This is a genomic window from Umezawaea tangerina (assembly GCF_003002815.1).
In the GTDB taxonomy this organism is placed as follows: Bacteria; Actinomycetota; Actinomycetes; order Mycobacteriales; family Pseudonocardiaceae; genus Umezawaea; species Umezawaea tangerina.
The window spans coordinates 46,445-71,823 of sequence record NZ_PVTF01000011.1 but is presented as its reverse complement, the minus strand read 5'-3'; the positions used below and the strand labels follow the sequence as shown (position 1 = coordinate 71,823).

The window sequence follows — 25,379 nt, the reverse complement described above, 5'->3', positions numbered from 1 at the left end:
CGTGCGGCTACCCGGATCGAGGGACCGCAGGCTGCCGATCCGCGTGCGGCTGACGTTGAGCTACGCGGGCATGGTCACCGGCTGCGGGGCGGCGTTCACCGCGATCGTCTACCTCTTCATGCGCTTCGTGCCGAGCTACCTGATCATCGAGGACGTGCGGTTGCCCGCCGTGACCGTCTCGGGCAGGGCGAGTCCTCCCACCGACGGCGTGGCGATCACCAGCCCGACCGACTTCCTCCAGGTGCTCCTGGCGGTCTCGCTGGTAGCCGTGGTGGTGCTGGCGGTCCTGAGCGGGGTCGTCGGCTGGATCGTCGCGGGTCGGATCATCGAACCGCTGGCGGTCATCAACGCCGCCGCCACCCGCGCCGCGACCGGCGACCTCGACCACCGGGTGGGGCTGGAGGGACCGAGGGACGAGATCCGCGACCTGTCCGACACCTTCGACCGGATGCTGGCCTCCCTGCAACGCGCGTTCGCGACCCACCGCCGGTTCGCCGCGAACGCCTCGCACGAGCTGCGGACCCCGTTGGCGACGACGAAGACGATGATCGACGTGACCCTGGCCGACCCGGACTCCGACGCCGGTGAGCTGCGCGCGCTGGCCGAGCGGGTGCGGGAGGTGAACCAGTCGAGCATCGAGACGGTCGACGCGCTGCTGGACCTCGCGGACGTGGACAGCGGGGCGCTGGCCCGTGGGCCGGTCGACCTGGCGCCGATCGCCGCCGCCGTGGTGCGCGACCTCTCCGCCGAGGCCAGGTCCGCCAACGTCGACCTGCCCGCGCCCGCGGGTGGGACGACCGCCGTGGGCGACCCCGTGCTGATCCGCCAGGCCATCTCGAACCTCGCCCGCAACGCCGTGCGCCACAACAGGTCCGGCGGCCGCGCGAGCGTGGTCCTCTCCGCCCACAACGGGTCCGCGCGGGTCACGGTCACCAACACCGGCCCACCCGTCTCCCCGGCCTCCTTGGAGTCCCTCACCGAACCGTTCGTCCGCGGCGCGGGGCGCGCGCTCACCCGGAAGTCCGGCCACGGGCTCGGCCTGGCGATCGTGTCCGGGGTGGCCTCGGCGCACGACGGCGAGCTGCGCCTGCACCCCAACCCCGACGGCGGGCTGACGGTCCACCTCGACCTCCCACGAGCCGCGCCCACCGGCTAGATCCCCTGTGGTACCGGGGAATCCAGCCGGTGGGCGCGCGTCCCGGCCCATCGCGGTCGTCAGTTCGCGGATCGCGCGACGTCCCCGGTCCTCACCTCCACCAGGCCCGCGGGAGCGGTGTAGCCCAGCTTCCCCTTGGTGGCGGCGATGACGACGATGCTCAGCACGCCGAGGCCGAGCGCGGGGCCCCAGAGCAGGCTGTCGTCGGCGCCGGGGAAGAACTCCGAGAAGGCGACGGACTGGAAGTTGTTGATCGAGCAGTGCAGCAGCATGACCAGCGGCAGGCTCTGGCGGCCCTTGTTGAACACCAGCGTGATCAGGAAGCTCATCTCCATGGCCATGACGGCGAACCGGACGATCGTCTCGGCGGTCACGTCGGGGCCGCCCCAGGGGGTCAGGAACAGCGGCAGGTGCCAGATGGTCCACAGGGTGCCCAGGATCAGCGTCGCGACCATCGGGTGGTGGCGCTGCTGGAGGCGGCTCAGCGCGAAGTCGCGCCAGCCCGGCTCCTCGGCGAGACCGGTGGTGAAGAACTGGACCACGAGCATCGGCACGTAGATCGCCAGCACCATCAGCGAAGGCGTCTGGAAGCCCTCCCCGTCGGACGCCGCCAGCGTGCCCAGCAGGACCGCGACCGGGACGGCGAACAGCGCGAAGGCGTACCACGCGACACCGGCCCGGAACTGGAACAGCCGCCTGCGCCACCGCCGCAGCCCGTCCCGGCCCTCGGTGATCGCGGTGACCGTGAACGCGGCGGTCAGCGGGCCGAGGTACGCGCCGGGCAGGATCGCGGTGAGCTGGTTGCCCATCAACAGGTCCGGGTAGCGGAAGTGCAGGACGCCGAACCCGTCGAGCGACAGGATGTAGGGCGTCCACGCCACCCAGCTGATGGCGTTGGCCAGTGCGAAGAACGTGATCAGCGGGTAGCGCCGGACGAGCGCCCGGAAGCCGTTCGAGGGGGCGCGGCCGGAGTCCGCGGAATGGGTCGAGGTCATGACCAAAGGCTATGAACGGACCTTGTGGAAATCAGTGCAGGCAAGGGGCGTCCTCATGGTGGAGTCCGCTCTACCACCGCCCGGCGGGGTGGTCCGGTGCCCCTGCCCGGCCGTGGTCCCGGCACTGCCATGATCTGCCGCATGGCATCCATGGACCCCTTTCGCGACGAGGCGCGCAACCGCGGCGTTCCCGAGGAGGAGGTCGAGCGGTGGCTGGGCACGGTCCGCCCGTGCGCGACCCTGGACTCGACCGACGACCACGCCGACGGCCCGCCGGCCGGCCGCGTCGGCGGGCCGCCGCCGCTGCCCGACGGCGTTCCCGCCCCCACCAAGCCGTTCCTCGCCGTGGTCGACCTCGCGGCCGTCCCCGCCGACGCGACGGACCTGCCGCTGCCGCCGGACGGCACGCTGCTGTTCTTCGCCGACACCGAGGACCCCGGCCCCGGCGAGGACTGGTTCCAAGTGGTCTACGTCCCCGCGGGTACCCCGGTCTCCACAACGGACTCCGGGGCCGGGGAGTCCTATCCGGTCGCGGACCTCCGCCTGAAGGTCGAGCCCTCGCTGCCCAACCGCGTCTCGTCCACCGAGGAGTTCCCGCACGGCTTCGAGCTGGGCTCGGTCTGGTGGAAGACCTGCTCGAGGATCCAGGACGGCGGCATCGTGGAGCTCGGCGGCTACCCGTGGGTCTGGAACTGGGACCCGGTGGCCGACCACGACCACGACCCGGACGACGACTGGGTCCTGCTCGCCTCGATCAACGGCAAGCGGCTGTCCGAGGGCGACGACCTCGGCCTCATCAACTGGGTCGTCCCGCGCGCGGACCTCGCCGCCCGCCGGTTCGACCGGGTGGAGGCCTACTACGACCAGGCGGGCTGACCGCGGGCACGTGCTCTCGACGAGCTGCTCAGCCCAGCGCCGCCGCCGCGCTCCGCAGCTCGTCGAGAGCCTGCCGGGTGAGCTCGCCGAACGCGCTCGTCGACGCCGGGTCGAGCCAGCGGGTGTACGCCCGCGCCAGGGCCAGGTCGCCGAGCTGCGCAGCCAGGCTCGCGACCGGCTCGGGGACGCCGCGACCGCGCAGGGCGGTGGCCATCGTGCCGGTCATCGCCTCCCGCTTCAGCAGCTCGCGCTCGCGCAGCTCGGGGTGCGCGTCGATGATCTCCTGCCGTCGGCGCACCGCCTCCCACCTCTGCGGACCGAAGGCGACACCGGTCGCCTCCAGGGCGGCCCCGACCGCCTCCAGCGGCGTGGCGTCCGCGGGCGCGTCGGCGACCACGGCGGCGAGCAGCCCGTTCAGCGCCTCCTGGCCGAAGAACAGGACCTCGCGCTTGTCCGGGAAGTGCCGGAAGAACGTGCTCTTGGCCAGCCCGGCGCGCTCGGCGATCCCGGCCGCCGTCGTGGCGTCGTACCCCTGCTCGGCGAACAGCTCGATCGCCGCCGTGTGCAGGCGTTCCAGTGCGTTGGGCTCCCAGCGCGGCATGGGTGCCAGCCTAGGTGATGGGACCGGGTCCCATCGGGTGCTACGGTGATGACACCGAGTCTCGTCACCCGTCCGGAGGCCGTCGTGCCGCAGAACAACGCCTTGTGGCTCCCCCGCCGGGGCGCGCGCTTCGAGGTCGGCCCCGCCCCCTACACGCCGCCCGGCCCCGGTGAGATCGTCGTCCGGACCCGCGCCGTCGCGATCAACCCGGTCGACGCCATCCCCGGCTTCGCCTACCGGATCGTCCTGCCCTGGCTGACGTTCCCCGCGGTCATCGGCGGCGACGTGGCGGGCGAGGTGGTCGAGGTCGGCGCCGACGTGACCGGTCTGGAGCCGGGCGACCGGGTCACCGGCATGGCCACCGGGCTCGAAGCCGACCGCGACCGGGCCGCCGAGGGCGCTTTCCAGGAGTACGTCGTCCTGCTGGCCCACATGGTCTCCACCATCCCCGACGACCTGTCGTTCGAGCAGGCCGCCGTGCTGCCGCTGACGCTGTCGACCGCGGCCACCGGCCTGTTCCAGGCCGACCACCTCGGCCTGCCCCTGCCGACCCCCGACCCGCCCGACCGCGGCGAGACCGTGCTCGTCTGGGGTGGTTCCACCAGCGTGGGCGGCAACGCCGTCCAGCTGGCCCGCGGCGCCGGGTACCGGGTGGTCGCCACCGCGTCCCCGCACAACTTCGACCACGTCCGTTCGCTCGGCGCGGCGGAGGTGGTCGACTACCACGGCCGCGACGCCGCGGACCGGGTCGTCGCGGCGATCGGCGGCAGTCCCCTGGCGGGCACCCTCGCGATCGGCTCCGGCTCCGTGCCGAAGACGCTCGCGGTCGCGTCGCGGGTTCCCGGCCGACGGCGGATCGCGGCGGCGCAACCGGCGTTCGCCACCCGCGCGCAACTGCTCCTGCGACGACGCCACGGCGTGCACGTCAGCGCGATCTGGGGCGGCACGCTCAAGGACAACGAGGTGGGCCCCGCCATCTACCGCGACTACCTGCCCACCGCCCTGGCCACCAAGACCTTCCGCGCCGCACCGGAGGCGGTCGTCGTCGGCGACGGCCTCGACCGGATCCCGGTCGCCCTCGACCGGATCCGCCGCGGCGTCTCCGCCCAGAAGCTGGTCGTCCGCATCTAGCTCTTCGGCCTCCAGCAAGGGAATCTGCCGCTCGTCAGCACGGCGGCGTCGACCGTCGTGGGCGTGGTCGGCATCCGACGTCGGGACGTCGGTTGACCAAGGGCCGCCGACGTGCGCCCGGCCCACGGGTATCCCCCTCGCGGTGGGGCCGGGCGCCGCGCGATGATGCCGCGGCGCGGACAGGTGCGGCGTTCCGGCTCTCCGGTGATCGTGGCGGGAGCGCCGCGGCGGCGACCCGGCTGCTCGGCGTGGAGCCGTCGGACGCGTTCGAGGCCGGGGATCGGCTCGGGCGTGGTCCGGGGAGGCGTGCGGTGTCGCTGTGGCTGCTGTCGTCGGCACTGCCGCCCGACGGCGAGCTGGCCGACCACCTCCACTGGCTGCTCGACCGGCTCGAGCCGAAGGCCGGGGTGTTGTGGCGGTTGGTCGACGAGGGCTACGCGGCCGACTGGTTCTGCCTGGCCGCGTCGGGGGCGACCGAGCACGCGGTCGAGCTCGACCGGCCGCTGCTGACGCGGTTGCTGGCACTGCCGGGCGGCCTGCTCCTGGACGTCATGGGCGAGGACTGACCCCGATGCCGCTCGACCGGAGGAGGAGACCGTGACGATCGCGCTGGCCGTGCCGGCCACCGGGTCGGCGACCGCCCTGCGACTGCGCCCGTGGCGAGCGGACGACCTGCCCGCACTGCTCGCCGCGCACCGCGACCCGTTGCTGCGCCGATGGTTGGTCACGTCGTTGGCCGACGAGACCGATGCCCGGCGGTGGCTGGAGGCGCAGGCCGACGGCTGGGCCTCCGCGACGCGGTTCAGCTTCGCCGTGGTGGCCGATGACGACGACAGCGCGCCCCTCGGTCACGTGGTGGTGAAGGTCGCGACCGCGGGCGTGGCGGAGGTCGGCTACTGGACCGCCGCCGCGGCACGGGGGCAAGGCATCGCCGCCCGTGCCCTGGACGCGGTCTCGCGATGGGCGTTCGGCACGCAGGACCTGACCCGCCTGGACCTGCTGCACGCGACGGGGAACCGGGCGTCCTGCCGGGTGGCGGAGAAGAGCGGCTACCCGCTGCGCGACCTGCTGCCCGCCGCGCCTCCCGCGTTCCCGGACACCGGGCACCGGCACGTGCGCACCCCACCTGCCGACAGGGCGTCGGCGCCTACCATCGCTGCCATGGAGGCACGTCGATTCACCGCCACGGTCAGCCTGGAGGAACGCGGCCGCGTGGTCGTGCCCGTCCCGTTCGACCCCGACCAGGCCTGGGGCGCGAAGGCGCGCCACCACGTCACCGGCACCGTCGCCGACGTGCGTTACCGGGGTGTCGTCGACACCTCCGACACCGGCCGCCGCATCGTCCTGCCCACCGCCTGGCTGCGCGACAACCACGTGGCGCCCGACGACCGCGTCGAGGTCGTGCTGTCCCCGGAGGGCCCGCAGCGCGCCGACCTCGCCGAGGACTTCGCCGCCGCGCTCGACGCCGCACCGGCGGCCGGGGCGTTCTTCGACTCCCTCGCCCAGTTCTACCGCCGCGCCTACCTGCGCTGGATCGACGGCACCACCCGCCGCCCCGAGCTGCGCGCGGCGCGCATCGCCGAGGTGGTCGACCTCCTGACCGCGGGCGTCAAGCAGCGGCCCAAGCCCTGACGGGTGTCACAGGTCCAGCCACATGACGCGGAGGCCGACGTCTCCCAGGGTGGGGTGGCGGAAGGCTCCGGGGGGCGATGCCGAGGGTGACGAACCCGAGGCTTTCGTAGCGGCGGACCGCGGCCAGATCCGGGGCCAGTCGTCCGCCCGCGCCTCGCGGATCATCAGGGGCGATGCCTCAGCCATGCGGACCATTGTTCTGGCCGCTGTCCTTCGTGACCACCCGTGGGCGCCGAGCCTCGGGACCGACCCCTATCTCTATGTCGATCGATTGACTCTATGTCAGCCAGCACAGTACGTTCGACGATGTTACGACCAACCCTCACCTTTGGCGATGACGTCGACCGGTGGACCGTGCCCGGCACGCGTCGACCCCGGTCCGGCAGCCCGGTGACACCGCGGAAGGCCGCCGATGACCGAAGAGACCCGAGCCGCGACCGGTGATCCGCGACCGTCCGCGCTCGACACGGCACCCGAGCCGGGGATGACGTTCAAGGAGGCATTGTCCGCGGGCGGCCGGGCGACGCTCGGCGTCCTGCTCGGGCTGCAACTGCTCGACAGCGTCGACAACGCGGTGTTCGCCATCTTCACGCCCGAGATCCGGGAGTCGCTGGGCGTCTCCTCGTCGGCGGTGTCCAACGTCGGATCGCTCACGGGTGTCATGGTCGCCCTGGCCGCCCTCCCCCTCGGGGTGCTCGGGGACCGGCGCCGCCGCACCACCATCGCGGGCGTCTGCACCCTCGCGTGGGCGCTCGCGGCCGCCCTCCTCGGCATGGTCCAGAACCTGTGGCAGGCGGCGGCCGTCCGGATCCTCGCCGGGATCGGCAAGGCCAACGAGGGCCCCATCCAGATCTCGATCCTGACCGACGCCTACCCGCCCGCCGGACGTGGCCGGGTGCTCGGCGTCCACCGCGGCGCCCAGCCCCTCGGGGTCGTCGCGGGCCCGGCCTTCGCCGCACTGGTCGCGGCGGTCGTGCCCGAGGAGCACGAGCCGTGGCGGTGGGCGTACGCCTCGGTCGCCGTGGTCGGCCTCCTGCTGGCGCTGGCCACCCTGCGACTGCGCGAACCCGTCCGCGGCCGCTTCGAGCGGGAGGCCGCGGTCGACGGCGGACCACCGCCCCCGAACGCCGCGCCCGTGCCGCTGCGCGTCGCGTTCGCACGGCTGCGGAAGATCCGCACCTTCCACCACGCCATGCTCGCGCTCGGCGCGTTCGGCCTGTGCGTGACGACGGTGCCCTTCTACCTGAGCCAGATCCTCGGGGACCAGCTGGGACAGGGCGCCACGACCCGCAGCGTGGTCTTCGCCCTGTGCTCGATCGGCGGACTGGTCGGCGCGACCCTCGGCGGCGTCTACGGCGACCGGCTGTTCCGGCGCAACCCCAAGGCGTCGCTGCACCTGGCGGGAGGGACCATCGGGGTGCTCGGCACCGGGCTGGCCGTCCAGGCCTACGCGCCCGACGTCACGACGTTCGTCGTCGTCGGGATGCTCACCCAGGCCTTGGTCTTCGGCGGCATCATCTCGTTGAGCCTCATCGTCGCCGCGGTGGTTCCGCCCGTGTTCCGGGCGACGGCGTTCGCACTGGTGAGCCTGTACCTGGCGGTCGTCGGCGGGCTCGGCGGCGCGCTGGCCACCACCGTGGTCGCGTCGCTCTGGGGCCAGCAGGCCGCCGTCGCCGTGGTGGCACCCGTCGCCTCCGCCGTCGCGGGCCTCGTCCTGATCGCGGGAGCGGGCCACCTGCGTCACGACATCGCGCAGGTCGACGTGGCCGTGCGCGACGAACAGGCCCAGCGGCCGCATGCCCAAGCGGCACGCCCTCGTCTACCGGGTCGGGACCACCAAGAAGACAGAGATCCACAGTAGCGTCAAAACGACCGACCGCTCATTTTGGACGAGCCCCGCACTCGACCGGCATCGCACACGTTCGGCCGTGCGCCCCGAGCGCACACAAGCCCCCGGCTAGCCCTCGATGATCGAGACCAGGGCGGCGGTGAAGGGCGCGGGGTCCAGGTCCCCGCGGATCGCCAGCTGCTGGCTGTAGCTGGCGCAGAGCGCGACGAACGCTTCGGCGATCTGCCCGGCCCGCGGCCGCCCGCGCTCGGGCACCAGCTCGGCCACGGCGGCCCGCATGGCGGCGAGCTGCTGCCCGACGACCGCTGCGAGCTGCGGTGACAGCGCCGCTTCGGCGTAGATCTGGGCGACCAGCCGGGAGTGGTCGGTGTCGCGCGCCAGGGTGCGCACGTGCTCCAGGAAGCCGGCGACGGCCTCGGCGGTGAGCGCCTTGGGCAGCGCTTCGGTCCCCTGCTCGCAGACGGCGACGACGATGTCGTCCTTGCTGGTGAAGTACCGGTAGATGGCCCCGTTGGAGAGCCCGGACTCGGCGACGATGTCGGCCATCGACGTGCGGGCGAAGCCCTGGCGGGCGAACCGGACGCGGGCGGCGTCCACGATCTGCTGACGGCGGGCATCGAGATGCGCTTGACCGACCCTGGGCATGAAGAGCGACCCCTCGATCTACTTGCGGTTGTCGCCGAGCCTACCCGGACCGGACATCCCCGCGACCGTTCAGGGCGCGGGCTTCGACTGCCGCCCCCACGCCTGGTCGAGCGTCTCGCGCAGGGTGCGGACCGCGGGCTCGCCGATCGTCGCCGCCAGGTCGGACTCGACGCGGGCGAGGGTGTCGAGAGCGCGCAGGCGGCGGATCTCGCCCGCGGCGGTGGTGTTGACCAGCCGGTCGCGCCCGGACGTGGGGTCCGGGTCGATCGTGACGACGCCCGCCCCGATCAGCTCGCGCAGGACCGCGTGCAGGTGCTGACGGGACATCCCCATCAGGCGCGCGAGGTCGGCCGAGCGGATGCCGCCGGGCCGCAGGTAGGAGATCACCAGCCCGGCCGACGGGCTGACCCGCACCTCCCCGGCCGCGACGGCCTCGTCGTTGAGGCGGTCGACGAACCAGCGGAAGCCGTCCCGCAGGAGGACCGCCATCGACACCGCGGCCGCACCTGGCGCAGAGTCGCCATCCGGTGGCGGCCGGTGGCCGGGTTGGATCATGCCTGCTAGTTTAACCGTAAATACTTTTTACAGTTGGAGGGTGGCGACATGACCGTGCTGATCGTCGGAGCCGGACCGGTGGGCCTCACGACCGCGCACGAACTGCTGCGGCGGGGCGTCGAGGTCCGCGTCGTCGACGCCGCCGACGGCCCGGCGCGGAACAGCCGTGCGGCCGCGATGCACGCCCGCACGATCGAACTGCTCGACCAGGCGGGCCTGTACGACCGGTTCGACTCCCGCGCGACCCAGGGCGCGGGGATCGCCTTCCACGTCGACGGCGTGGAGATGGCGAGGATGAACGCCCGGTTCACCACGCAGCGGACCCGGTTCAACAAGGTCTGGCTCATCGACCAGGTCATCACCGAGGGCCTGCTCCGCGACGCGGTCACCGCGCTGGGCGGCCGGATCGAGTTCGGCGTCCGGTTGACGTCGTTGACCGAACACCCCGACAGGGTCGCGGTCTCCTTGCGCCGCGACGAGTCGAACGAGGACGAGTCGGCCGAGTTCGAATGGCTCGTGGGCTGCGACGGCGGCCGCAGCACGGTCCGGTCGCAGCTGGACATCCGGTTGCAGGGCGACTCGTCGGAGACCTGGCTCATCGCCGACGCCGAGCTCGACTTCGCCACCCCCGTGGAGCACGACCGGATCCGCTGGGTGCGCGCCGACGGCGACTCGATGATGATCTTCCCGCTGGTCGGCGAACGCCGCTGGCGGCTGCTGGACACCGTGGACGTCGACCACGACGTGGACGGCCCGGAGGCCGCCGAGGCGGTGGCGAAGCGCTTCTCCCGCAAGCTCAGCCGCGGCCTGGGCACCGACGTGACCGTCAACGTCCCGACCTGGGTCTCGGTGTTCACCATCCAGCAGCGGGCCGTCAACACCATGCAGTCGTCGAGGTGCTTCCTGGCAGGCGACGCCGCGCACGTGCACAGCCCCGCCAGCGGTCAAGGTCTCAACACCGGCATGCAGGACGCCGTGAACCTCGCCTGGAAGCTCGCCGCGGTCATCGCCGGCGACGCCCCGACCGAGCTGCTCGAGACCTACAGCTCCGAACGCGTCCCCGTCGGCCAGTCCCTGCTCGGCAGCACCCGCATGGCCACCATGCTGGTCGAGATGAGGAACACCGCGGTCGACCGCGCCCTGCCCGCGGTGTTCGACTTCCTCAAGGCACTGCCCCCGGTCTTCCACGCCCTGGAGCAGACCTTCATCGGCGGCATGTCCGCACTCGCCATCGCCTACCCGACCAGCCTGCTGACCGTCCCCGACACGAACACCACCCGCCCCGGCCCCACCGCCGGACAGCGACTCGCGCAGGTCACCGAGACCGACGCCCGCACCCCGTCCTGGACCGCCGTCCTCGCGGCGCTCCGCCGCCCTGGCTGGCTCCTGCTCACCGGCCCCGACGGCCTCGACCCCCACCCACTCCCCCGGTTCGTCACCAGCCTGCCCGTCACCGACCTGGCCGCCGACCACCTGGGACTCCACACCGACGCCTGGCTCCTGGTACGCCCGGACGGCTACGTGTCCGCCCGCGGCAACGGCCCGACCCGCCTCGACCGCACCCTCTCCCGCCTTCCCATGCACACCACCGCCGTCGCCGCGGCGGGGCGGACGTGAACTGCTACATGGCCTGAGGCGAGGACGGTCTCAGCGGTTCGAGCGCTCGTGCTCCACGGCGGCGAGGAGCCGGGTGGTCCGAGGTGTCTGCGGGGCGTTCATCGCCCGCTGGATGGTGAGGGCGTCGCGCAGGTGGGACATGGCTTGGGGGATGTCACCGGCGCGGTGGAGGCAGCGGGCTTCGCCGACGAGGGCGTTGGCTTCGTGGAGTCTGGTACCGCAGGTGCGGGCGAGTCCGAGAGCCGTGGAGTAGTGGCCGCGGGCGGATCCGCTCTCGGGGTGGTCGAGGGCGAGGTCCCCCAGGGCGTTGTGGGTTTCGGCCTGGGCGTCGACGTCCTCGCCACGTGTGAAGATCTCCAGCGCACGGGTGAGGTGGAAGCAGGCCGGACCGGGCTCGTGCTGTCGGTGGTGGGCGATGCCCACTCCGAGGTGCGCGTTCGCCTGCCCCAGCAGATCGCCTCGACGGACGTGCAGGTCCAGTGCCCGTGCCTGCAGCTCGACCGCCTGGCTCGTGCGCCCCCGCAACAGGTGCACGCAGCCGAGGTAGTTCAGCGCGTTGGCTTGTGCCAACGGATCCTCGCTGCGGCGGTACAGGTCGACCGCCTGCGTCAAGGCGTCGCCCGCCTCGTCCGCTTCCCCCCGCAGCAGGTGCACGTAACCGAGGTTGTTCAGCGCGTTGGCGCGGGCCAGCAGGTCGCCGCTGCCGGCGTACAGGTCCACCGCCCGCCTCGAAGTGTCCCTGGCCTCGTCCAACTCACCTCGCAGCACCTGCACGTAGCCGAGATCGGTGAGAGCGGCGGCTTGTCCGAGCGGGGCGCTGTTCCGCGTGTGCAGCTCGAAGGTCCGGGTCAAAGCGGCCACGGCGGCGTCCAGGTCACCCTGTCTCCGGTACACGTACCCGAGGTCGCTCAACACGGCGGCTTGGGCGCGGAGGTCGCCGGTTCTGGTGGCGGTGGTCAAGGCGGTGCGCAGGATGACGCGGGCGTGGTGCCAGTGGCCGACCGCACGGAAGTACGGGTAGAGGGTGGTCGACAGGCCCAGCGTGTGGGTGGGGTGTGTGGCGTGGGTGTGCTCGATGGCGGTGACGAGGGTGGGCAGTTCGGTGGTCAGCCAGTCGAAGGCGTGGTCCGTGGTCGTGATCTGAACGGGGTGTGCCGGGGCCGCGGGAGCTGTCAGCGCGCTGCGCGTGCGGCGTGCGGGCAGGAGACGGGTAGCGGTGTACGTGGTGTGCAGGTAGTAGTCGAGGACTCCGGTGATGGCTCGACCACGACGCTCGGGGGACAGTCGGGTGGCGTGGGTGTGGGCGTAGGCGCGGAGCAGGTCGTGCAGGCGGTAGCGCCCGGAACTGGTCTCCTGGACGAGGTGGCGGATGTGCAGGGCGTTGAGCGTGCGGCGCGCGCGAGCAGGGGTGGTCCCGGCGAGTGCCGCGGCGGCGGGAGCGTCGATCTCAGGACCGTGATGGGCACCGAGGAGGGTGAACATCGAGCGCAGCTCCTCCGGCAGATCGCGGAAGAACGTGTCGAAGGCGGCTTCGACGGACCGGTCGCCGTAGTCGAACTCCTCGAGTTTGTCGGTGTCCTGGGCCAGTTGGGTGGCGAGGGTGTCCGCGAGGTGCCGGACGGGCCAGGCGGGGTGGGAGCGGAGTTGGGACGCGGTGATGGCGATCGCCAGCGGCAGCCGTCCGCACAACTCGACCAGTCGGGTCACCTGCTCGGCTTCGGCGGCGTCGGGTGTGCGACGGGCCAGGCGCAGCAGCATCCGCGCGGCATCGGCGGGTGGGAGCACGTCGAGGGTGAGGGGGTGGACACCGTCGAGCTCGGGAAAGCGGTTGCGGCTGGTGATGAGCACCAGGCTTCCCCGTGTACCGGGGAGGAGCGGGGTGACCTGGTGGTGGTCGGTCGCGTCGTCGAGCAGGATCAGGAGTCGGCGATCCGCGACCACGCTGCGCCACAGACGCGTGCGGTCGTCGAGGGTGTTGTGTCGGGCGAGGACGTCGCTCCGCACTCCCAGGTCCACCATCAGCGAGTGCAGGGCGTCGAAGGGATCGCGGGGCTTCTGCCCTGGGGTGTGGCCCCAGAGGTTGAGGAACAGCATGCCGTCGGGGTACTTCGGGGCGAGCGTGTGGGCGGCGTGGATGCCCAGGGTGGTCTTGCCCACGCCAGGCATGCCGTCGATGGCGTGGATCGCGACGGCCGTGGCCCCGTCGCCTGCTGCCTGCTCGACGGCGGCGAGCAGGTGGCGCAGCTCGTGTTCGCGCCCCGTGAAGTCAGCGAGGTCCCGCGGCAAGCTCCTCGGCACCAGTGGTGCACCACCCGGATCGCTCACCGTCGTGGTGTGGAAGTGGACGCCGCCGTGGACGGTTCCCGCCTGCACGACCTGGCTGCCGTCCGCCTCCAGGTGGTTGACGATGTGCGCTTCGCCGTCACCGTTGCGACAACCCGCTCCGCGTTCCACGACGGCGCCCTCCACAGGCAGTCCTGCACAAGCTCGGCCGCATCCATCGTGCCGGCGGCGCGGCTCATCGAGGCGGGGTTCCCGACAGCTCACCGCGAACGGCGGACGCGCTCATGCCGACGACCAGGTGAACCGCGATGCGGCGCGGAGTTCGCGCCCCCGTGCCGTCACACCACGACCACCGCCTCACAGCGCCCGGACGACAGCACCCACGTGCGCGGTCAGCAGGCGGGTCGACTCCTGTGACCAGCCGATGCCGTCGGCGCTGAAGTGGCCGTGCAGCGCGCCCTCGTCCGTCTTGCGCAGCCGGATCCCGAGCTCCTGGGCCTTTCCGGTGTCCTTCGGTCCCGCGGCGGCGGTGACCCGGCCCACGATCGGGCCGAAGGTGAACGTGGTGGGGCGGTGGCTGGGGATGTACTCGAAGAAGGGGACGATGCCGGAGTCGACGTCGGGGTTCATCGCGCGGATCTCGGTGGCCGGGAAGCGGGCGTGCGCGGAGCAGCCGCGGACCGCGTCCACGATGCGGCGGTGGTCGTCGGTCCGGGGCGCGGTGAGGTAGGACGGGACCATGCAGGGGCCCGCCACGCGCTGCCAGCGCGGTCGGTCGCGCTTGCCGAAGATGGTGGTGAACAGGAACATGTCTCCGTCGGCGACCTGCCGGGCCATCCCGTCCGCCAGCGCGGCGAGCAGGGTCACCATCGGGGTGCTGCGCCGGGCGACGCACCCGCGTTCGACGTGCGTGAACTCCTCCGCGGTCAGGACTTCCTCGCGGTAGGCGAAGGCCTCGCCCTGCGTGGGCGTGGCACCGGCGAACGACGCCCGGCCGACCACGGCCTCCCACCATGCCCCGGCCGCCGGACGTCCACTGTGGACGATCTCGGCCTCGGCGAGCGTGTAGTCGCCGAACTGGCCGAGCGGGTCCGGCGGCGGGGGTCCGCCCAGCTCCTCCGCGTACAGCAGGCCGAGGTCGGTCAGCAGGATCCAGAGCGTGTCGGGGTCGGCGACCAGGTGGTGCAGGTGCAGTGCCAGCACGTGCGCGTCCGGCCCGGTCGTGGCGAGGCGCACGCGGATCGGGACGTCCAGGGGAACGGGGGCGTGCGTCCAGTCCCGCACGTCACCCTCGGCCGGCACCTCCAGCCCCGTGCCCGGCGACGCGGTGACGACCTGGCCGTCACCGGTCACCTCGGTGCGCAGCACCTCGTGCCGCCGGATGAGCCGGTCGACCGCGACGGCCAGCCTGCCGGTGTCCAGCGGGCCGCGCAGCTCCAGCACCGCGTTCATGGTGAACCAGGGGCTGTCGACGAAGCCGGGCCTGAGCCTTTCCAGGTCCCAGGCGAACGACTGCCACAGCGAATGGGGCAGCAGGGTCACGACGCCTCCGCCAGCAGTCGCGAGTAGTCGGGAACGTCCCGCGCGGCCAGCAGCGCCTCGTGCGCCGCGCCGAGCGGGCCGACGTCGAACCCGCTCGCCTTCCAGTCCGCGAAGCCCACCCCGAACCCCAGCCCGCACCAGAGCTCGGCGTTGCGCCGCTCGTGGTCGCCGAAGGGGTCGAGGAACACCACCGGGGTCGCCGACCACAGCGAGTCGAGCAGCGTGCCGCCACCGGGCTTGCTGACCATCGCCAGCGCCCGCCGGCACAGGTCGAACGACCCGTGGTGGCCCATACCGCGCCGGAACTCGGGAACGGCTCCGGGCTTGACCTCGCCGAACGGCGGGTAGCCGACGTCGTGCCAGGGATGCCAGTCGGGGTCCATCATGTGGTAGCGCACTCCACTGTCCACATCGGACACGTCGGCGAGCTCGTAGGCGACCACGTCCAGCTCGAACCCGTGCGCACGCAGGCCTCCCACCTCCTCGCGGTAGGTGCCCATCCCCCAGCCGCCGCCGTGCAGCAGCAGCCGCTCCGCCCTGTCCCGCCACGGCAGCGGCGGTGTCCGGGTGACCGGGATGCTGCACGGGAGGCGCCCGGAGTCGGCGTGCGCGAGCCAGACCGGCCGGGCGCCGACGTCCGGGGCCCGGCGGAACGACGGCGACAGGACCGAGTCCACGTGGCACACGTCGACGCGCGGCCGGACGGCGCAGGTGGACAGGTACCGCTCGACCAGGCGCAGCCAGAACCCCGAGAAGACGACGAACCGCCGCACCGGCAAGGCCCGCCACCGCTCCAGCAGCGCCGACACGGCCGCCGGATCCGCGGCCGCGACCGGGTCGGACGCGACCCGCTGACCCACCCGCGCCAGCCGGAAGTCCCGGTGGAAGGCCACCTTCATCCCGGCCGTGGTGCGCAGCTTGTCCTCGGGCAGCAGCGCCTCGAGCACCGACACGGTCGCGTCGACACCCCGTTCGCGCAGCCGGTCCGCCAGCAGCAGGCCGGGGACGTGCACGCCGAGCGCGACACCGGAGGTCAGGATCTCGATCACAGCGAACCCAGCTCCGCCAGCAGGTGCCTGCGGATCAGCCGGGCCATGGCCTCGTGGCCCGACCCCAGGTAGCCCCGCGGCACGGCCTCGATCAGCATGATCAGGTACAGGTAGACCCGGTACATCGACAGCCTCGACCGCATGCTCGGGGTGAACGACCCCATGGCGTACCCGGCGATGAAGTCCGGATCCTGCTCGACGTCGCCGAACAGCGCGACGGACACGAACTCCGCGATCGGATCCCCCCAGAACGCCCGCTCCCCGTCGACCAGCCCGGTGATCCGGCTGCCGTCGACGAGGATGTTCCCGTCCCACAGGTCGAAGTGCACCAGGGCCGGCCGGTCGACGTCGTCGAGGAGGTCGGCGTTGCGGCGCATCGTCGCGGCGACCAGCGCGGGCGGCACGGGCAGGGCGACGGCGAACCGGTCGGCGTCCGCGAGCAGGCTGTCCACCATGGCCAGGAAGGCCGCCCTCCAGGTGCCCACCAGCCCCAGCTGCGGGTAGCCGAAGCCGGTGCCGGTGACCTCGTGCGTCCTGCGCACGATGCCGCCGAGCTCGGTCCGCAGGCCCGACCGCACCGCGCCCGCGATCGACCTGCGCCGCGACTGCCAGTTGTCCCCAGGGCGTTCGGTCATCACCAGGAAGTCCGCGGGCACGGTCGTGCGGGTGAAGTCGGCGTGCACCACCTCGGGGACCGGCGCGCACTCCTTGGCGGCGCGGTAGAACTCGGCCTCGGTCCGCATCAGGCCGCGCTCGTAGCCGAGGACCGGCGCGTCCGGGCCGGGCGCGACCTTGAGCACCAGCCCACCACCGGTCGTCCGCACGCGGTAGACGCTGTTGAACGTGCCCTCGGGCAGCTCGGCCCAGGAGGTGACCGTGCCGGGGTCCACTCCGGCCGCTCTCAGGATCCGCAGCACGGTCTCCTCGTCGAGCCGGAGCCGGTGCCGGTTGGTCATCGAACCTCCTGGAATCCGCGCTGCCGCGCACTGCGGCGCACCGCTGTCATCACGGCGATCCGCTCGGCCGCCGCGGACAGTTCACCACCCCACGGCCGACCGCCCGCCAACCAGCCTCCGATCGCCTTGAGCTGCTCGCCGTAGTACGAGGTCGCCGGGAACCCGATCACCTCCCTGGCGCCGTCGGACCGCCGCACGACCAGGTTCAGCGGCACGGCACCGCGCACCGGCAGCAGGAAGTTGCGGAGTCTGGCGGTGGCCAGGTCGAACACGAACTCGTGGGTGGCCACGTGGTGCGCGCCGACCTGGCAGCGCAGGCTCGCCGTGCGCCCGTCGGCCCAGGACAGGCCGGCGCGGAACGAGCGGTCGACGCCGTTCGGGCCGTCGAACGCGGACTCGCCGGTCCCCGTGACACCGGTGAGACCGACCGTCGCCTGGACCGCCTGGAGCCAGTAGCTCGCGGTGTCGTAGAAGATGCCGCCGCCCAGTTCGGGGTGGTCGCGGTAGCCGCCCGGCTCGGGCTCGGCGAAGGTCAGTTCGGTGTCGACCGTCCGGAGGTCGCCGTACCGCCGGTCCGCGATCATCTCCCGGAGCGCGGCCTGCCACGGGTGGCCCGCGGTGGGCACGGCCTCCACCACGCGCACGCCGTCGCCGACCTCCAGGATCCCGGCGAGCTCGTCGGTGTCCAGGCACAGCGGCTTCTCCACGATGACGTGCTTGCCCGCCCTGGCCGCCCGCAGGATCCACGGGTGGTGGGCGGAGTTGTGCAGCGAGAGGTAGACCGCGTCGACACCGGGGTCGGCGAGCAGGTCGTCGTAGCCGCCGTGAGCCACCGGGATCCCGTTGCGGGCGGCGAACTCCCGAGCACGTCGGGGATCCCTGGCCGCCACCGCCCGCACCGAGATCCCCTCCGACCCGGCGCTGGGGCGCACGACGGCCCGCTCGGCGATCGCGGTCGCCCCGATCAGCCCGATCTCAAGCCGCATCCGGCACTCCCCTGGTGCTCATCCCGGCCGTGGCGACGACGGTCCGCAGCCGGTCCCACCAGAGCGGCAGGTCGCCCTGCCGGCAGAACACGGCGACGTGGACGCGCCCGCCGGGTGCGCTCACGGCACTTCCGCTCAGCACCGTGGCACCCGCGTCCGGCCCGCCCCGGTAGCCCGCGGCTCCGAGGGCGCGCACGAGGTCGGCCACCCCCTGGTCCGGTCCGACCACGAGGTCCAGCTGCACCAGGTGGCATCGCAGCCCGTGGTGCGCCACGCGCAGGTCGAGCGTCCTGGCCAGCAGGCCGAGCGAGTGCCGGGCGTTGACCTCCAGCACCGGGATCACCCGCCCGTCGTCGAGGACCATCGAGTCGACGCCGACCGGGCCGGAGTAGCCCGTCTCCGCCACGGCCTCGACCACACCGGTGATCATGCGGCGGTAGTCGTCCTCGTCGACCAGGCCCGGCCGGACCGGACCCGACCCCAGGTAGCGGAAGCCGCGGTTGGTCATCGCCTGGAGACCGAGCCAGTCCCAGCCGCCACCGCGGTGGACGAGGAGGTGGCCGGAGAAGTCGTGCCGCTTCGCGTACTTCGGCTGCACGAGCAGTTCGACCCGTTCGCCCGCCGCGACCTGCTTGCGCAGCACGCGCGCGACCGCGGCCAGGACGCCGGGCGTGCCGACCTCCAGGATCGCCCGGCCGGACACCCCGTACGGGTCCTTGACGACCGACGGTCCGTCCACTTCGGACACCGCGGCGACCAGGTCGTCGACGGTGCGCACGACCCGGCCCGCACCGGGCAGGCCGAGCCGCCGCACCACCTCGTTCGACCACGTCTTGGAGTTCACCAGCCGCACGGCGTCGAGGTCCGGGAGGTCGTCCCACCCCACGCGCTCCGCCAGCGCCACCGTGTCGGGCAGCACCGCGTAGGGCGCCAGGCCGTCGTACTCCTGCATCCGCGTGACAACCGGGTCGGACAGGTGGCGCTCGACCGTCCCGTCCGCCGGGGCGCCCGCGTCCGTCCGTCCGAAGTGGATCCCGGCGTCCGCGAGCCCGTCGACCAGCACGGGGTCCATCGGACCTCGGGTGACGAGCAGGTCGTCGGGCCGGCAGAACCCGGCCAGCAGCTCGTCCATCCCGGCCACCGCGGCACCGCCACCACCGGCGACCGCAGGCAGCGCGGCCAGGTCCGCGGGGCGCCACCAGGACTCCGCGTCGAAGGTGCCGAGGCGGACCCGACCGCTCACGACGCGGCCGGCACCAGACCGGCCACGAACCCGCCGAACTGCCGCACCGAGCGCAGGTCGTCCAGCCGCAGGTTGTCGTAGTCGAGCTCCAGGTCGAACTCGTCCTCGATGCCGAGCAGGAACGAGATCATCTGCAACGAGTCGAGGCCGTACTCGTCGACCAGGTCGGCGTCGTCGGCGATCTCCGCCGGTCCGATCCCGTTGGCCAGCACTCCCGCGAGCACCGCCTTGATCCGCTCCACGACGTCCTGGCCCATGTCACACCCCGTTCAGGTAGAGGAGAATGCACTTGGAGCAGACGGGCATCATGCCGTTGGCGGACATGATCTCGCGGACCTGCCGGAAGGACGCGCTCTGCCACAGCTCGCCGACCGGGGTGTCGTAGAGGTTGCCCACCACGAACTCCGGGAAGAACTTGCACGAGCTGACGTTGCCGTCGGCGTGCACCTCCAGCCGGTTGGACACCGCGAGGCACTTGCTGCGGTGCTGGGCCGGGCGGGACGTGCCCAGGACGAACTCGTCCACCTCGTCGGCCTCCAGCTGCGGCTGGTAGCGCACGCGGACCCGCCACGGTCGCGCGGCCAGGCGGGCCATCGACTCGTGCAGCACCGGCAGCTGCTCGGGCGGGAGGCGGTAGGTGTAGGAGTGCCAGGTCGGCTGCTTGGTCCGGGTCTCCGGGTCGAGCCAGGCGAACGACTCGGCGTAGAGGCGGTCCATGGCCCGGGCGACGTCCGGGCTGATGTACCAGGGGAACTGGAAGTACACCGTGTTGACGCCCAGCTCCTCGGCCCACTCCATGAACTCGTACATCTTGCCGACGGTCACGTGCGACACCATGCAGGACAACGACAGCTCGCCGTCCCAGGCGCCGGAGCGCTTGAGGTCCAGCATGGTCCGGATGTTGGCCACCGTCCGGCCGAAGGTGCCCTTGCCGCGCAGCGCCTCGTGGTCCTCCCCCAGCCCGTCCAGGCTCACCAGGAGGTTCAGGTCGCGGCCGATGCGCAGCAGGTCGTCCAGCTTCCGCTTGAACAGCAGGCCATTGGTGCACATGTTGACCGTGCGCGGATACCGTTCGAGCAGCTCGGCGACCTCGCCGAAACGGCTGTGCATCAGGGGTTCCCCGCCCCAGAGGAACAGCTTGGACCGCTGGGCGGCGGTCGCGGCGAGCACGTCCTCGACGACCGCCACGTCCAGCTCGGTGCGCTGCCGCTGGGGGCTGAAGTCGCGGAAGAACCCCTGTTCGTTCCACTGGTAGCAGTGGGTGCACCGCAGGTTGCACCGGTAGGTCAGCTGCAGGCTCACCTCCTGCGGCAGCGGCGCCGCGTATCCGGGGTCCGCCAGCAGGTTGCGGCGGGCCGAGGAGCGCATGGCCACCGTGTGCTTGATGTCGGCGAACTCCTTGGCGTTCAACGTCCGCGTCGTGGTCGGCCGCATCGGCCTCCTTCCTACAGTCGCGCTGCGACTCGGTTGATCAGGGCGACGCTCAGTCCGGCGCACGCGCCACCGGCGACGAGCACGAGCACGAGTCCAGGCGCCGGGCCGAGGTGGGCGCTCAGCGCGCCACCCGCCACGCCGCCGATGACCGAGCCCAGGGGGATGGTCGAGGACATGGCGGTGCGCACCGCGGCGTGCACGGTGCCCTGCCGGTCGTCCGGGGTGAGCGCCTGCCGGACGCTCGTCGTCACCACGTTCCACGTCGGCATCCAGAACGACGAGAACACCCGGATGGCCACCAGCAGGGGCAGGGCGGGCGCGACCAGGCACAGCGGCACGGCCAGCCAGGACAGCCCTTCCAGCCCGGTGACGAGCAGGACGCGGCGGACGCCGAGGCGCGCGGTCATCCCGCGCACGGCGAACGCGCCCGCGATGGCGCCGACCGCGCCCGCCGCCAGCAGCAGGCCGCCGGTCAGGCTGGACAGCCCGAGGGCGCGGTAGGCGAACAGCAGCAGCACCGCGTCCACGGCACCGGTGCCGAAGTTCCGCACGGCGGAGGCGATCACGAGCCCGCGCAGCACGTCGTGGTGCCGGACGAAGTCGAGCCCCTGCCGGATGCGGTGGCCGATCGATCCACTTCGGACAGTGGACCCGACCGCCGCCCGCGGCAGCCTCGCCCGGCCGCAGGCCGACCCGAGGAACGGCAGCGAACCCAGCAGCAGCCCCGTGAACGGACCCAGGGCGTTCATCAGCCCACCGGCCAGCGCCGGACCGACCAGCTTGGACAGGCTGTCCGTGCTCTGGAGTCGGGAGTTGGCCCCGACCAGGTGGTCCGGCCCGATCAGGGTCGGCAGGTAGACGAACCCGGCGATGTCGACGAACACCGTCGCCACCCCGGCGACCGCGACCACGACGAACAGCCACCCCACGGTGAGGTACCCGAGCGCGGCCACCAGCGGGACGGTCGCGAACGCGGTGAACCGGACCAGCTCGCCCACCACCATCACCCCGCGCCGGGGCAGGGACGTCACGAGCGCGCCCGCGACCACGCCGAGCGCGGGGTAGGCGAGCCAGCCCATCGCGGCCAGCACACCGACCTGGGTGCCGGACGCGTCCAGCACCAGGATGGCGATGCTCGGCACGGCGAACCCGGTCACCCGGTCGCCCATGGCGCTCGCCGCCGCGCCGGACCAATACCACTGGAATCCCCGGTTCGACCTGGTCATGGGCAAGGCTGCGCTCATGCGGCATTTCCCTTCGCCCAGGGATGAACCGGATCTCGAGTGGCGCGTCGACCGGATTCCATCAATATAGGGCAGCAATGGAAATGCCTCAAGGGGGTACCGTTGGCACTTATCTGCCCGACACCCGTGGCTTGTGTGATATATGAGCCGGGTAGTCCACGAACCGGACCGGACAGCCCCGACGCCTTTTGTCCACCGGACCACAACCGCCCCACCAGCACGAACAGGCCGGTATGCACACCTCCTTGTCCTGCGTCACGCCCGATTCGGAACCGCTTCCCACCCCAACTGCCGACATCAGGCGGTTGACAGCACCACAGCGCACCACTATTACTCGAAGTGGGACGACGAAGCGGACAATGGGCAGTTCCGCAGGGAGTCAGCGCCAGGAGTTCCACCCGCGAAGAATGGTGATACGCCGGTGAGCATTTCCGGCTCGGTATAGCAAATCGGTCCCGATAACCGGGAGCGCATTATTGGCGAGCCGATGTTCCGGACAGGAAGGAAATCGACCGGACTCCCGCATCCGACCGGGAGCACCGCCCCCGAAGACGACCGCCCCCTAGGCGCCGGTCAGCTGTGCGCAGAGTGCGTCGAGCCCGTTCGCGGCGCGGGCGAGGCCGACGTGGTCGATGTAGTCCCGCGACTCGACGATCCGCCCCTCGCGGACCCGCAGGACGATGACGCACGACGCCGACCAGCCCGCGTCGCCGCGGTAGGTGAACTCGCCCACGACGACCTCGGGGTCGGCGGTGTGGTGGACGCGCACGTCCTCCACGCGGAACCCCGCCAGACCCACCGCCCCCGCCGCGGCGAAGTGCCGCCGGAGTGCTTCGCGGCCGAGCAGCGGGGTGTCGCCGAGCGGGGCCATCGGGTGCCGGACGTCGGTCTTCTCGGCGTAGAGCTCCGCCAGCTCGTCGACCTGGTCGCGATCGCCGTTCTGCAACCGGCAGGCGCCGTCGAGGACGGCGCGGAAGGTCTCTTCGGGAGTGCGCGTCATGGGATCCCTTTCAAGCGGAGTTCAGACTCCGAATAATACGGAGTCCAGACTCCGATCAGCAAGGATTCGGCCACCGGGGGTGCGGGAGCGCCGAGGAGGGAAGATGGAGGGATGCGGAGCGACGCGCGGGCGAACCGGGACCGGGTGCTGGCCGCGGCCGAGGAGGTCTTCGGCAAGTCCGGCAACGCCGGCTCGACCGAGGAGGTCGCGCGCCGGGCGGGCGTCGGGATCGGCACCGTGTTCCGCCACTTCCCGACCAAGCGGCTGCTGCTCGAGGCCACGATCGTCCGGCACCTCACCCTGCTCGCCGAGACCGCGCGGGCGCGGGGCGCGGACGGCGAGGCCGGGGCGGCGTTCCGGCGGACGTTCCGGGAGATGGTCTCGGGTGCCCCGGCGAAGCTCGCGCTCGTCGCGCTGCTGGAGGAGTCCGCCGACTCGACCGGCCCCGCCCACGAGGTGGAGGCCGCGGCCGTCGTGGTGCGCGACGCCGTCGAGGAGCTGCTGACCCGCGGCCAGCAGGCCGGTGAGGTGCGCGCGGACGCGACGGTGGACGAGGTCTACCTGCTGATCAGGGCGCTGACCAACGCCCGCGGCGAGCAGGTCGTCCTGGACGGGGCCGTCGACATAGTGCTGGACGGCCTGTCCCCGCGGCGGTCCGGGTAGCCACCCCGCGGCTCGTCGCCGAGTTCTCCTGCGACGACAAGGAAAGCACGCCGCGGGCCGGGCTTCCCCGCTCCCCCGCACCTCAGTACCGTCGTGGACGTGGACGACACCGGACTCGTCGGGGTGCAGAAGACCCTCGGCCCCGTGCTCAGGGCCAAGGCGCTGGACAACCGCCTGCCGGAACCGATCCTCGGCGACCGGCACGCCGAGCGGGTGATGAGCGGGCTCGACCCCGACTACGACAAGCGCAGGTTCGGCACCAGCCAGATGGGGCTCGTCGCGGTCGCGCGGGCCAAGGCCCACGACGACTGGGCCCGCGAGTTCCTCGCCGTGCACCCCGACGCGGTCGTGCTGCACCTGGGCTGCGGCCTCGACGCGCGGGTGTACCGACTCGACCCGCCCGCCACCGTCGACTGGTTCGACCTGGACTACCCCGCCGTCGTCGAGCTGCGGGAGCGGTTCCTGCCGCCCAGGGAGCACCACACCCAGATCGGCGCCGCCGTCACCGACCTGGCCTGGCTGGACCGCGTCCCCAAGGGCAGGCCGGTGCTGATGATCGCCGAGGGACTGGTGCCCTACCTGACCGAGGCCGACCTCCGTCGGCTGCTGACCGCTGTCGTCGACGCCTTCCCCACCGGGCAGCTCCAGTTCGACACCGTGTCGGTCCGGGCTTGGCGCACGTCGAAGTGGGATCCCACGCTGCGCAGGTACGGCACCGGCTTCCACTGCGGCTTCGACGACCCGGCCGCGCTGGCCAAGTGGCACCCGCGGCTCGAGTACGTCGACGAGGCGCCGATGAACGACTCGCCGGAGATGCTGGCCAAGGCGCCCGCGAACGTCCGCCGCCTGTACCGCCTCCTGAACCTGGTGCCTGCCTTGAGGCGGTCCACCCGCATCGTCCGGTTCCGGTTCTGACGGTCCTCAGCGCTCAGCTCGTCTCGCGCACCACCAGCCGGTGCGGGGCGATGACGGACCGCGGCGCGTCAGCCTGGTGGGTCAGCAGGTCCAGGGCCAGCTCGGCGATGCGGTCCTTGTCCGGGGACACGGTCGTGAGCGCCGGGACGCTGAAACGGCCGTCCTCGACGTCGTCGAAACCCACCAGCGCCAACGACTCCGGGACCGCGACGCCGCGGTCGGCCGCCGCCCGCAACGCCCCCAGCGCGAGCTCGTCGGTGAAGCAGAACACCGCGTCGGGCGGCCGGGGCGAGTCCAGCAGCCGCAGCATCGCCTCGTGGCCGTCGGCGCGGTGCAGGCGCCGCACCGGCACCTCCAGCTCGGGGTCGGCGGGCAGTCCGGCCTCCGCCAGTGCGGCCCGGTACCCGGCGAGCCGCTGGCGTGCGGTCGCGTTGAGCGAGCGCGGCTGGACGCCCATCGCGGCTACGCGCCGCCGGCCGCCCGCCAGCAGGTGCCCGGTGGCCTCGCGCGCGGCCGCGACGTTGTCGATCACGACGTGGTCCACCCCGGCGGTGCCGTCGTGCTCCCCCAGCAGCACCAGCGGGACGGTGTCGGTCCGGGAGGCCAGCTCCGCCGCGGCCACCCCCCACGGGCTGAACAGGACGCCGTCGACCAGCTGGCCGCGCCTGCCGTGCAGCAGTTCGGTCTCGCGCTCGGCGTCACCGTCGGTCTGGTCGATGAGCACGGTCAGCCCACGGGCCTCGGCGACGCGCACCGTCCGCGCGGCGAGCTCGGCGTAGTAGGGCGAGTCGATCTCCGGGATCACCAGCGCCACCAGCCCGGTGCGACCGCGCCGCAACGTCCGCGCGGCCATGTTGGGCCGGTAGCCCAGGGCGTCGATGCTCGCCTGCACCCGTTCGCGGGTCGCGGGCGCGACGTAGCGGAACTCGTTGACCACGTTGGACACCGTGCGCACCGACACGCCCGCGTGCTCGGCCACGTCCCGCAGCTTCGGGGTCATCCCGCTC

General features: G+C 72.4%; 24 protein-coding genes. 9 read left to right on the top strand and 15 right to left on the bottom strand.

Annotated elements, in window-relative coordinates; translation table 11 throughout:
• Position 1 precedes the first annotated feature (1 nt).
• Complete coding sequence (locus CLV43_RS32645) at positions 2 to 1,156, top strand: HAMP domain-containing sensor histidine kinase (RefSeq protein WP_211304667.1); 1,155 nt, start codon at positions 2 to 4, stop codon at positions 1,154 to 1,156.
• Between the two features lie 59 nt (positions 1,157 to 1,215).
• Here CLV43_RS32645 and CLV43_RS32640 read toward each other — a convergent pair whose 3' ends face one another.
• Positions 1,216 to 2,151: a CPBP family intramembrane glutamic endopeptidase gene (locus CLV43_RS32640; protein WP_106192075.1), complete on the bottom strand. Its 936-nt coding sequence runs from the start codon at positions 2,149 to 2,151 to the stop codon at positions 1,216 to 1,218.
• 141 nt (positions 2,152 to 2,292) lie between these two features.
• Between CLV43_RS32640 and CLV43_RS32635 the strand changes: the two genes are divergently transcribed.
• Complete coding sequence (locus CLV43_RS32635) at positions 2,293 to 3,027, top strand: DUF1963 domain-containing protein (RefSeq protein WP_170156117.1); 735 nt, start codon at positions 2,293 to 2,295, stop codon at positions 3,025 to 3,027.
• Between the two features lie 28 nt (positions 3,028 to 3,055).
• Here CLV43_RS32635 and CLV43_RS32630 read toward each other — a convergent pair whose 3' ends face one another.
• Complete coding sequence (locus tag CLV43_RS32630) at positions 3,056 to 3,628, bottom strand: TetR/AcrR family transcriptional regulator (RefSeq protein ID WP_106192072.1); 573 nt, start codon at positions 3,626 to 3,628, stop codon at positions 3,056 to 3,058.
• A 48-nt stretch (positions 3,629 to 3,676) separates the two neighbouring features.
• Here CLV43_RS32630 and CLV43_RS32625 point away from each other — a divergent pair, with 48 nt between their 5' ends.
• The 4 genes from CLV43_RS32625 to CLV43_RS32605 all read left to right on the top strand — a co-directional run bounded on the left by CLV43_RS32625 (position 3,677) and on the right by CLV43_RS32605 (position 8,252).
• Entirely contained in the window at positions 3,677 to 4,759 is a 1,083-nt protein-coding gene (locus CLV43_RS32625; RefSeq protein ID WP_211304666.1) for a zinc-binding alcohol dehydrogenase family protein, read from the top strand.
• Between the two features lie 92 nt (positions 4,760 to 4,851).
• Positions 4,852 to 5,325: a DUF4279 domain-containing protein gene (locus tag CLV43_RS32620; protein WP_106192070.1), complete on the top strand. Its 474-nt coding sequence runs from the start codon at positions 4,852 to 4,854 to the stop codon at positions 5,323 to 5,325.
• Between the two features lie 31 nt (positions 5,326 to 5,356).
• A complete protein-coding gene (locus CLV43_RS32615; protein WP_106192068.1) occupies positions 5,357 to 6,391 on the top strand; it encodes a GNAT family N-acetyltransferase in 1,035 nt (344 codons plus the stop codon).
• A 412-nt stretch (positions 6,392 to 6,803) separates the two neighbouring features.
• A complete protein-coding gene (locus CLV43_RS32605) occupies positions 6,804 to 8,252 on the top strand; it encodes an MFS transporter (RefSeq protein WP_106192067.1) in 1,449 nt (482 codons plus the stop codon).
• Between the two features lie 96 nt (positions 8,253 to 8,348).
• Here the strand turns inward: CLV43_RS32605 and CLV43_RS32600 are convergent, their stop codons facing one another.
• Both CLV43_RS32600 and CLV43_RS32595 read right to left on the bottom strand, forming a co-directional pair.
• Positions 8,349 to 8,885 carry a TetR/AcrR family transcriptional regulator gene (locus CLV43_RS32600; RefSeq protein ID WP_106192065.1) on the bottom strand — a complete coding sequence of 179 codons (537 nt, stop codon included), beginning with the start codon at positions 8,883 to 8,885 and terminating at the stop codon, positions 8,349 to 8,351.
• A 69-nt stretch (positions 8,886 to 8,954) separates the two neighbouring features.
• Positions 8,955 to 9,374 carry a MarR family winged helix-turn-helix transcriptional regulator gene (locus CLV43_RS32595; protein WP_211304665.1) on the bottom strand — a complete coding sequence of 140 codons (420 nt, stop codon included), beginning with the start codon at positions 9,372 to 9,374 and terminating at the stop codon, positions 8,955 to 8,957.
• 114 nt (positions 9,375 to 9,488) lie between these two features.
• Between CLV43_RS32595 and CLV43_RS32590 the strand changes: the two genes are divergently transcribed.
• On the top strand, positions 9,489 to 11,057 hold the full coding sequence (locus CLV43_RS32590; RefSeq protein WP_106192062.1) for an FAD-dependent oxidoreductase: 1,569 nt from the start codon (positions 9,489 to 9,491) through the stop codon (positions 11,055 to 11,057).
• A gap of 30 nt (positions 11,058 to 11,087) precedes the next feature.
• On the opposite strand, the gene CLV43_RS32585 is transcribed toward CLV43_RS32590, so the two are convergent.
• From CLV43_RS32585 to CLV43_RS32540, 10 genes are all read right to left on the bottom strand, one after another.
• Positions 11,088 to 13,511 carry a tetratricopeptide repeat protein gene (locus CLV43_RS32585; protein WP_146174983.1) on the bottom strand — a complete coding sequence of 808 codons (2,424 nt, stop codon included), beginning with the start codon at positions 13,509 to 13,511 and terminating at the stop codon, positions 11,088 to 11,090.
• A 186-nt stretch (positions 13,512 to 13,697) separates the two neighbouring features.
• The gene (locus tag CLV43_RS32580; protein WP_106192058.1) at positions 13,698 to 14,882 is read right to left on the bottom strand and encodes a condensation domain-containing protein; all 1,185 of its coding nucleotides are present in this window, start codon (positions 14,880 to 14,882) and stop codon (positions 13,698 to 13,700) included.
• Positions 14,879 to 15,931, bottom strand: coding sequence for a glycosyltransferase family protein (locus CLV43_RS32575; RefSeq protein WP_106192057.1), 1,053 nt, complete (start codon positions 15,929 to 15,931; stop codon positions 14,879 to 14,881). Before CLV43_RS32575 ends, CLV43_RS32580 begins: the two co-directional genes overlap by 4 nt.
• Complete coding sequence (locus tag CLV43_RS32570) at positions 15,928 to 16,887, bottom strand: phosphotransferase family protein (RefSeq protein ID WP_106192055.1); 960 nt, start codon at positions 16,885 to 16,887, stop codon at positions 15,928 to 15,930. Before CLV43_RS32570 ends, CLV43_RS32575 begins: the two co-directional genes overlap by 4 nt.
• The gene (locus tag CLV43_RS32565) at positions 16,884 to 17,873 is read right to left on the bottom strand and encodes a Gfo/Idh/MocA family protein (protein WP_106192054.1); all 990 of its coding nucleotides are present in this window, start codon (positions 17,871 to 17,873) and stop codon (positions 16,884 to 16,886) included. The genes CLV43_RS32570 and CLV43_RS32565 overlap by 4 nt, the downstream gene beginning before the upstream one ends.
• A complete protein-coding gene (locus CLV43_RS32560; RefSeq protein WP_106192052.1) occupies positions 17,863 to 19,116 on the bottom strand; it encodes an ATP-grasp domain-containing protein in 1,254 nt (417 codons plus the stop codon). The genes CLV43_RS32565 and CLV43_RS32560 overlap by 11 nt, the downstream gene beginning before the upstream one ends.
• Complete coding sequence (locus CLV43_RS32555; protein ID WP_106192051.1) at positions 19,113 to 19,373, bottom strand: acyl carrier protein; 261 nt, start codon at positions 19,371 to 19,373, stop codon at positions 19,113 to 19,115. The genes CLV43_RS32560 and CLV43_RS32555 overlap by 4 nt, the downstream gene beginning before the upstream one ends.
• Before the next feature lies 1 nt (position 19,374).
• Positions 19,375 to 20,550, bottom strand: coding sequence for a radical SAM protein (locus CLV43_RS32550; protein ID WP_106192049.1), 1,176 nt, complete (start codon positions 20,548 to 20,550; stop codon positions 19,375 to 19,377).
• An 11-nt stretch (positions 20,551 to 20,561) separates the two neighbouring features.
• Positions 20,562 to 21,794: an MFS transporter gene (locus CLV43_RS32545; protein ID WP_106192048.1), complete on the bottom strand. Its 1,233-nt coding sequence runs from the start codon at positions 21,792 to 21,794 to the stop codon at positions 20,562 to 20,564.
• 562 nt (positions 21,795 to 22,356) lie between these two features.
• Positions 22,357 to 22,794 carry a nuclear transport factor 2 family protein gene (locus CLV43_RS32540; protein ID WP_106192046.1) on the bottom strand — a complete coding sequence of 146 codons (438 nt, stop codon included), beginning with the start codon at positions 22,792 to 22,794 and terminating at the stop codon, positions 22,357 to 22,359.
• A 111-nt stretch (positions 22,795 to 22,905) separates the two neighbouring features.
• Here CLV43_RS32540 and CLV43_RS32535 point away from each other — a divergent pair, with 111 nt between their 5' ends.
• Positions 22,906 to 23,457: a TetR/AcrR family transcriptional regulator gene (locus CLV43_RS32535; RefSeq protein ID WP_106192044.1), complete on the top strand. Its 552-nt coding sequence runs from the start codon at positions 22,906 to 22,908 to the stop codon at positions 23,455 to 23,457.
• Positions 23,458 to 23,556: 99 nt separating this feature from the next.
• Positions 23,557 to 24,372, top strand: a complete 816-nt coding sequence (locus CLV43_RS32530) for a class I SAM-dependent methyltransferase (protein ID WP_106192043.1) — start codon at positions 23,557 to 23,559, stop codon at positions 24,370 to 24,372.
• A 13-nt stretch (positions 24,373 to 24,385) separates the two neighbouring features.
• Here the strand turns inward: CLV43_RS32530 and CLV43_RS32525 are convergent, their stop codons facing one another.
• Complete coding sequence (locus CLV43_RS32525) at positions 24,386 to 25,372, bottom strand: LacI family DNA-binding transcriptional regulator (protein WP_106192041.1); 987 nt, start codon at positions 25,370 to 25,372, stop codon at positions 24,386 to 24,388.
• Positions 25,373 to 25,379: the final 7 nt, after the last annotated feature.

Excerpts from the sequence above, each read along its gene's own strand:
- CLV43_RS32635 (WP_170156117.1), top strand. The coding sequence starts at position 2,293 with ATGGCATCCATGGACCCCTTTCGCGACGAGGCGCGCAACCGCGGCGTT.
- CLV43_RS32565 (WP_106192054.1), bottom strand. The coding sequence starts at position 17,873 with ATGCGGCTTGAGATCGGGCTGATCGGGGCGACCGCGATCGCCGAGCGG.
- CLV43_RS32540 (WP_106192046.1), bottom strand. The coding sequence starts at position 22,794 with ATGACGCGCACTCCCGAAGAGACCTTCCGCGCCGTCCTCGACGGCGCC.
- CLV43_RS32630 (WP_106192072.1), bottom strand. The coding sequence starts at position 3,628 with ATGCCGCGCTGGGAGCCCAACGCACTGGAACGCCTGCACACGGCGGCG.
- CLV43_RS32605 (WP_106192067.1), top strand. The coding sequence starts at position 6,804 with ATGACCGAAGAGACCCGAGCCGCGACCGGTGATCCGCGACCGTCCGCG.
- CLV43_RS32595 (WP_211304665.1), bottom strand. The coding sequence starts at position 9,374 with ATGGCGGTCCTCCTGCGGGACGGCTTCCGCTGGTTCGTCGACCGCCTC.
- CLV43_RS32570 (WP_106192055.1), bottom strand. The coding sequence starts at position 16,887 with ATGACCAACCGGCACCGGCTCCGGCTCGACGAGGAGACCGTGCTGCGG.
- CLV43_RS32535 (WP_106192044.1), top strand. The coding sequence starts at position 22,906 with ATGCGGAGCGACGCGCGGGCGAACCGGGACCGGGTGCTGGCCGCGGCC.
- CLV43_RS32525 (WP_106192041.1), bottom strand. The coding sequence starts at position 25,372 with ATGACCCCGAAGCTGCGGGACGTGGCCGAGCACGCGGGCGTGTCGGTG.
- CLV43_RS32545 (WP_106192048.1), bottom strand. The coding sequence starts at position 21,794 with ATGAGCGCAGCCTTGCCCATGACCAGGTCGAACCGGGGATTCCAGTGG.
- CLV43_RS32550 (WP_106192049.1), bottom strand. The coding sequence starts at position 20,550 with ATGCGGCCGACCACGACGCGGACGTTGAACGCCAAGGAGTTCGCCGAC.
- CLV43_RS32600 (WP_106192065.1), bottom strand. The coding sequence starts at position 8,885 with ATGCCCAGGGTCGGTCAAGCGCATCTCGATGCCCGCCGTCAGCAGATC.
- CLV43_RS32625 (WP_211304666.1), top strand. The coding sequence starts at position 3,677 with ATGACACCGAGTCTCGTCACCCGTCCGGAGGCCGTCGTGCCGCAGAAC.
- CLV43_RS32590 (WP_106192062.1), top strand. The coding sequence starts at position 9,489 with ATGACCGTGCTGATCGTCGGAGCCGGACCGGTGGGCCTCACGACCGCG.
- CLV43_RS32555 (WP_106192051.1), bottom strand. The coding sequence starts at position 19,373 with ATGGGCCAGGACGTCGTGGAGCGGATCAAGGCGGTGCTCGCGGGAGTG.
- CLV43_RS32640 (WP_106192075.1), bottom strand. The coding sequence starts at position 2,151 with ATGACCTCGACCCATTCCGCGGACTCCGGCCGCGCCCCCTCGAACGGC.